Below are 5,014 nucleotides of genomic sequence, written 5' to 3'. Positions count from 1 at the left end.
CTGACACTCAGTTCCGGGTAGGCAGTTCGCTCCAAGCTGGACTGTATGCACGAACCCCCCGTTCAGTCCGACTGCTGCGCCTTATCCGGTAACTATCGTCTTGAGTCCAACCCGGTAAGACATGCAAAAGCGCCACTGGCAGCAGCCACTGGTAACTGATTTAGAGGAGATAGTCTTGAAGTCATGCGCCAGTTAAGGCTAAACTAAACGAACAGTTTTGGTGACTGCGCTCCTCTAACTAGCCAGTTACCTCGGTTCAAAGAGTTGCTGCTCTGAGAACCTTCGAGAAAACCGCCTTGCTGGGCGGTTTTTTCGTTTACAGAGCAAGAGATTACGACGCAACAGAAAGGATCTCAAGAAGTTCCTTGCTGTATTGCTACTATCCTAGAGATCTGACCCATTAGGGGCATTATCAGATGACGGCCTTGTAATCCACGGGGAGCAGGTCACACATCTAAAGCATCTACGAGTAAAAACACCCCAGTGACCAATGAGCGATTTGCGTGAGCTAATCGTCAATGTATACTGATCGCTTCAAATTAATCGCTCATGCTTTTAATGAAATCATCTAAGTACCAAGCCTTAGAGAAATCACTAAGATCCTCCATCTGTTTTCCCATTACACCCAGAAGCCCACCCTCCCAAACACTATAAGCTCTCTCTCCATTTAACATATACACGTTTTCCGGAATTGTTCTTAATGTATATACGGGGTTTTGAATACCATATTCCTGCCCAAGAGTTTTAAAATACCCCCCTTTTAAGTAAAACTTATCTTTCCCTCTGTAACTAAGATAAACCTTACTAAAATCATAATCTTTCACTTTTTCAGCAAATTGCAGCATCACCCTACTAACATCCAGTGAACTATTTTCTGCAGAAACAGAACGAAGGTCATAATTAATCTCGGAAGAGTTTACAAACCACTTATAATAAACCCAAACGCTAATACCATCATTCCTTGGGTCTTCTTTCAGAACCTCATTCATGTGCCTTTGAAGAAAAATGTAGTTGGCAGATAAAACACCACCACATAAGAGTACTATTAATATGATTGCTTTATATACTTTTTTCATTTCTATAATCCATCTCAACTGCTCTAAAGTTTACCCTGAGATTTTTAAGCTAAGGTGCCATAAGTTAGCAAGAAATTAAGCATCGATTTACCATAATCCCTTCTTACGCGCACCGCGAAAACGGCCTCAGGGCATTTCTGGCAGGAAACCGGTAAAACAGGCAACAAACCACCCGAAAACCCGCCAGAAACGCGCAGGCTCTGTTTTTACGGCATGCATGAGTATGCGCGCAAGTGCATAGCGCGGGAATTCACGCCATTCAGCCGGGGTAAGTCCTGTTTCCGATGTTCTTCTTACCCGAAAACGGTGAACGGGGACGCAATTTATTGCGTGGCCGTGAGGCGTTGCCGGCACAGCCGGAAAAACCATTTTCAGCACGTGCAGGAGGCCCAGGAAGAGGGGGCGGATGTACGAATAGTTCAGAGGTCAGATCTGACGTAAAAATGATGTAAAAGTGATGTACTTTTGATGTAATTCTGTTGTACACCCGCGATCTGACGTAAAAGTGATGTAATTTTGATGTACTTTTGATGTAATTCTGTTGTACACCCGCGTTCTGGGGTAAAAGCAGATGCAATTTTGTAGTTTATGTGTAGTCGCTGAACCCATAGGGTCATACGAGCATGACCCTTTCCCGGAAAAGGACGCTTTTTAGCCAGAATCATCCTTAACCTGCGGCGCCAGCACTCGGGAGTGGTCGTTTTATATACTAAAAAATGACATACACCTAACGCAGCTGCGATTTTTATCGCAACTGCATGAAAAATAAATAAAAAAGAAAAAATAAAGGGATTCTGGGTATTACCAGGGTAATAATGTTAAGCACCAAGACAATGAAAATTAAGGCGATGCCGGTATTACTCCGGTAATACCCAGAACGGAGCCATTACGCACCGTCCTGCTGCTCATTCAGGCGCGCTGACAGGCTTCGGTAAAGGCGTTCCGCATCCTCATGGAGTTTCTCGCAGAAATCAGCCTCATGATCCAGATCCAGCTCATTAAGCCTGTCCAGAAGAAGCAGGGACTGATCCTGGATGAATTTAGCCATGTTAACGGCTGTCTTTTGTTGTTTGTTCATGAAGGCCCCGGTGCGAAAGTGCTTACTGTACGTTCTGATGGTTTTCCGCTTCCTCGCTCATTCGCTCACTCCGTTCGGTCATGAGTCTGCGGCGAGCGGAGGAAGATGAGCAGATAACGTAACGGTAAGCATAACGAAAGCTAAGGACAAGGGCGAAAAGGCCACGCCCAGCCGGGCGTTTTTCCATAGGCTCCGCCCCCCTGACAAGCATCACAGAATCGGACGCTCAAATCAGTGGTGGCGAAACCCGACAGGACTTAAAGATACCAGGCGTTTCCCCCTGGTGGCTCCCTCGTGCGCTCTCCTGTTCCTGCCTTTCGGTTTACCGGTGTCATTCCGCTGTTATGGCCGCGTTTATCTCATTCCACGCCTGACACTCAGTTCCGGGTAGGCAGTTCGCTCCAAGCTGGACTGTATGCACGAACCCCCCGTTCAGTCCGACTGCTGCGCCTTATCCGGTAACTATCGTCTTGAGTCCAACCCGGTAAGACATGCAAAAGCGCCACTGGCAGCAGCCACTGGTAACTGATTTAGAGGAGATAGTCTTGAAGTCATGCGCCAGTTAAGGCTAAACTAAACGAACAGTTTTGGTGACTGCGCTCCTCTAACTAGCCAGTTACCTCGGTTCAAAGAGTTGCTGCTCTGAGAACCTTCGAGAAAACCGCCTTGCTGGGCGGTTTTTTCGTTTACAGAGCAAGAGATTACGACGCAACAGAAAGGATCTCAAGAAGTTCCTTGCTGTATTGCTACTATCCTAGAGATCTGACCCATTAGGGGCATTATCAGATGACGGCCTTGTAATCCACGGGGAGCAGGTCACACATCTAAAGCATCTACGAGTAAAAACACCCCAGTGACCAATGAGCGATTTGCGTGAGCTAATCGTCAATGTATACTGATCGCTTCAAATTAATCGCTCATGCTTTTAATGAAATCATCTAAGTACCAAGCCTTAGAGAAATCACTAAGATCCTCCATCTGTTTTCCCATTACACCCAGAAGCCCACCCTCCCAAACACTATAAGCTCTCTCTCCATTTAACATATACACGTTTTCCGGAATTGTTCTTAATGTATATACGGGGTTTTGAATACCATATTCCTGCCCAAGAGTTTTAAAATACCCCCCTTTTAAGTAAAACTTATCTTTCCCTCTGTAACTAAGATAAACCTTACTAAAATCATAATCTTTCACTTTTTCAGCAAATTGCAGCATCACCCTACTAACCTCCAGTGAACTATTTTCTGCAGAAACAGAACGAAGGTCATAATTAATCTCGGAAGAGTTTACAAACCACTTATAATAAACCCAAACGCTAATACCATCATTCCTTGGGTCTTCTTTCAGAACCTCATTCATGTGCCTTTGAAGAAAAATGTAGTTGGCAGATAAAACACCACCACATAAGAGTACTATTAATATGATTGCTTTATATACTTTTTTCATTTCTATAATCCATCTCAACTGCTCTAAAGTTTACCCTGAGATTTTTAAGCTAAGGTGCCATAAGTTAGCAAGAAATTAAGCATCGATTTACCATAATCCCTTCTTACGCGCACCGCGAAAACGGCCTCAGGGCATTTCTGGCAGGAAACCGGTAAAACAGGCAACAAACCACCCGAAAACCCGCCAGAAACGCGCAGGCTCTGTTTTTACGGCATGCATGAGTATGCGCGCAAGTGCATAGCGCGGGAATTCACGCCATTCAGCCGGGGTAAGTCCTGTTTCCGATGTTCTTCTTACCCGAAAACGGTGAACGGGGACGCAATTTATTGCGTGGCCGTGAGGCGTTGCCGGCACAGCCGGAAAAACCATTTTCAGCACGTGCAGGAGGCCCAGGAAGAGGGGGCGGATGTACGAATAGTTCAGAGGTCAGATCTGACGTAAAAATGATGTAAAAGTGATGTACTTTTGATGTAATTCTGTTGTACACCCGCGATCTGACGTAAAAGTGATGTAATTTTGATGTACTTTTGATGTAATTCTGTTGTACACCCGCGTTCTGGGGTAAAAGCAGATGCAATTTTGTAGTTTATGTGTAGTCGCTGAACCCATAGGGTCATACGAGCATGACCCTTTCCCGGAAAAGGACGCTTTTTAGCCAGAATCATCCTTAACCTGCGGCGCCAGCACTCGGGAGTGGTCGTTTTATATACTAAAAAATGACATACACCTAACGCAGCTGCGATTTTTATCGCAACTGCATGAAAAATAAATAAAAAAGAAAAAATAAAGGGATTCTGGGTATTACCAGGGTAATAATGTTAAGCACCAAGACAATGAAAATTAAGGCGATGCCGGTATTACTCCGGTAATACCCAGAACGGAGCCATTACGCACCGTCCTGCTGCTCATTCAGGCGCGCTGACAGGCTTCGGTAAAGGCGTTCCGCATCCTCATGGAGTTTCTCGCAGAAATCAGCCTCATGATCCAGATCCAGCTCATTAAGCCTGTCCAGAAGAAGCAGGGACTGATCCTGGATGAATTTAGCCATGTTAACGGCTGTCTTTTGTTGTTTGTTCATGAAGGCCCCGGTGCGAAAGTGCTTACTGTACGTTCTGATGGTTTTCCGCTTCCTCGCTCATTCGCTCACTCCGTTCGGTCATGAGTCTGCGGCGAGCGGAGGAAGATGAGCAGATAACGTAACGGTAAGCATAACGAAAGCTAAGGACAAGGGCGAAAAGGCCACGCCCAGCCGGGCGTTTTTCCATAGGCTCCGCCCCCCTGACAAGCATCACAGAATCGGACGCTCAAATCAGTGGTGGCGAAACCCGACAGGACTTAAAGATACCAGGCGTTTCCCCCTGGTGGCTCCCTCGTGCGCTCTCCTGTTCCTGCCTTTCGGTTTACCGGTGTCATT

Annotated in this window: 6 protein-coding genes; 2 read left to right on the top strand and 4 right to left on the bottom strand. The window is 45.9% G+C overall.

Annotated elements, in window-relative coordinates:
• Positions 1-45: 45 nt before the first annotated feature.
• Positions 46-159 carry a replication initiation protein gene (locus FHC48_RS23730; protein WP_071789001.1) on the top strand — a complete coding sequence of 38 codons (114 nt, stop codon included), beginning with the start codon at positions 46-48 and terminating at the stop codon, positions 157-159.
• A 380-nt stretch (positions 160-539) separates the two neighbouring features.
• On the opposite strand, the gene FHC48_RS22785 is transcribed toward FHC48_RS23730, so the two are convergent.
• Positions 540-1,076, bottom strand: a complete 537-nt coding sequence (locus FHC48_RS22785; protein ID WP_044864787.1) for a hypothetical protein — start codon at positions 1,074-1,076, stop codon at positions 540-542.
• A gap of 886 nt (positions 1,077-1,962) precedes the next feature.
• The gene (locus FHC48_RS22780; protein ID WP_001041614.1) at positions 1,963-2,154 is read right to left on the bottom strand and encodes a Rop family plasmid primer RNA-binding protein; all 192 of its coding nucleotides are present in this window, start codon (positions 2,152-2,154) and stop codon (positions 1,963-1,965) included.
• A gap of 415 nt (positions 2,155-2,569) precedes the next feature.
• On the opposite strand from FHC48_RS22780, the gene FHC48_RS23725 reads away from it, so the two are divergent.
• Positions 2,570-2,683, top strand: a complete 114-nt coding sequence (locus FHC48_RS23725; protein ID WP_071789001.1) for a replication initiation protein — start codon at positions 2,570-2,572, stop codon at positions 2,681-2,683.
• Positions 2,684-3,063: 380 nt separating this feature from the next.
• Here the strand turns inward: FHC48_RS23725 and FHC48_RS22770 are convergent, their stop codons facing one another.
• Together FHC48_RS22770 and FHC48_RS22765 are read right to left on the bottom strand one after the other, a co-directional pair.
• Complete coding sequence (locus FHC48_RS22770; RefSeq protein ID WP_220420616.1) at positions 3,064-3,600, bottom strand: hypothetical protein; 537 nt, start codon at positions 3,598-3,600, stop codon at positions 3,064-3,066.
• Between the two features lie 886 nt (positions 3,601-4,486).
• On the bottom strand, positions 4,487-4,678 hold the full coding sequence (locus tag FHC48_RS22765) for a Rop family plasmid primer RNA-binding protein (RefSeq protein WP_001041614.1): 192 nt from the start codon (positions 4,676-4,678) through the stop codon (positions 4,487-4,489).
• Positions 4,679-5,014 lie beyond the last annotated feature (336 nt).

The organism is Enterobacter sp. EC_50, from assembly GCF_019584525.1.
GTDB lineage: Bacteria > Pseudomonadota > Gammaproteobacteria > Enterobacterales > Enterobacteriaceae > Enterobacter > Enterobacter roggenkampii.
Note: the sequence above shows the minus strand (reverse complement) of the source record. Positions and strands in the feature narration are given on the sequence as shown.

What these genes read in the sequence shown, in the direction of transcription:
- FHC48_RS22785 (WP_044864787.1), bottom strand. Translation starts at nt 1,076, where the DNA reads ATGAAAAAAGTATATAAAGCAATCATATTAATAGTACTCTTATGTGGT.
- FHC48_RS22780 (WP_001041614.1), bottom strand. Translation starts at nt 2,154, where the DNA reads ATGAACAAACAACAAAAGACAGCCGTTAACATGGCTAAATTCATCCAG.
- FHC48_RS22770 (WP_220420616.1), bottom strand. Translation starts at nt 3,600, where the DNA reads ATGAAAAAAGTATATAAAGCAATCATATTAATAGTACTCTTATGTGGT.
- FHC48_RS23730 (WP_071789001.1), top strand. Translation starts at nt 46, where the DNA reads ATGCACGAACCCCCCGTTCAGTCCGACTGCTGCGCCTTATCCGGTAAC.
- FHC48_RS23725 (WP_071789001.1), top strand. Translation starts at nt 2,570, where the DNA reads ATGCACGAACCCCCCGTTCAGTCCGACTGCTGCGCCTTATCCGGTAAC.
- FHC48_RS22765 (WP_001041614.1), bottom strand. Translation starts at nt 4,678, where the DNA reads ATGAACAAACAACAAAAGACAGCCGTTAACATGGCTAAATTCATCCAG.